Genomic DNA, 736 nt, shown 5'->3' on the forward strand with positions numbered 1-736 from the left:
GAGTAAAGCTTTGTTTTGTGGCCTCTACAATTAAGTGGGTCCAGTCGGCTTCGGTGTTAGCTTTGTGTTTTAGTTTATTAACCGCACCAATTATTTGCAGTGAATGCACCCCTTGTGTAGGTGCCGGTAAGTTATAGCAATTAATACCCGATAAATTAGCACTAAGTGGGGTCACTACATCTGCTTTTGTATTTGCAATGTCGGCTGGGGTAATAATACTGCCGGCTTTGGCTAAATCGCTGGCAAACGAGTCGGCAAGTTCACCTTCATAAAAAGCGTTTAAGCCGTGCTTTGCCAAATGCTCAAAGGTATTGGCAAGTTTTGGGTTTTTAAAGTGTTGCCCTGCTTGTAAAGGTTTACCGTTGGGGATGTATAGCGCTTTAAAGGCATCGTTAGTATTGGCAACACTTGCCAGTTTTTCGCAGCCCGCTTGCAGGCTTTTTGTAACAGTAAAACCTTCGCGCGCTAGCTTAATAGCAGGCGCTAAAATAGTACTTAGTGGCAGGGCTGCGTGCTCATCTACCTCAAGTGCTTTTTGCCAGCCACGAAGCGTAGCCGCTTGAGTCAATGCGCTTAAACCGCCTCGCTCTGGTATGTGTTGCTCATTACTGTAGGCACTTATGTCGCTTGGTGCGCGCCCGCATGCATCAATTGCGGTGGGTGTGCTTTGGTTTGGGTTATCAATAAGCCAAAAGCTGTCGCCACCAATCGAGTTCATATGTGGGTAAACCACGCT

Annotated in this window: 1 protein-coding gene; it reads right to left on the reverse strand. The window is 46.6% G+C overall.

Features of this window, described 5'->3' with window-relative positions:
* Positions 1 to 736: gamma-glutamyltransferase (locus CWC11_RS20370; protein ID WP_171038468.1), on the reverse strand; the 736-nt coding region annotated here is incomplete at both ends.

The sequence above is a fragment of the Pseudoalteromonas sp. S3178 genome (assembly GCF_005886985.1).
Classification (GTDB): Bacteria; Pseudomonadota; Gammaproteobacteria; order Enterobacterales; family Alteromonadaceae; genus Pseudoalteromonas; species Pseudoalteromonas carrageenovora.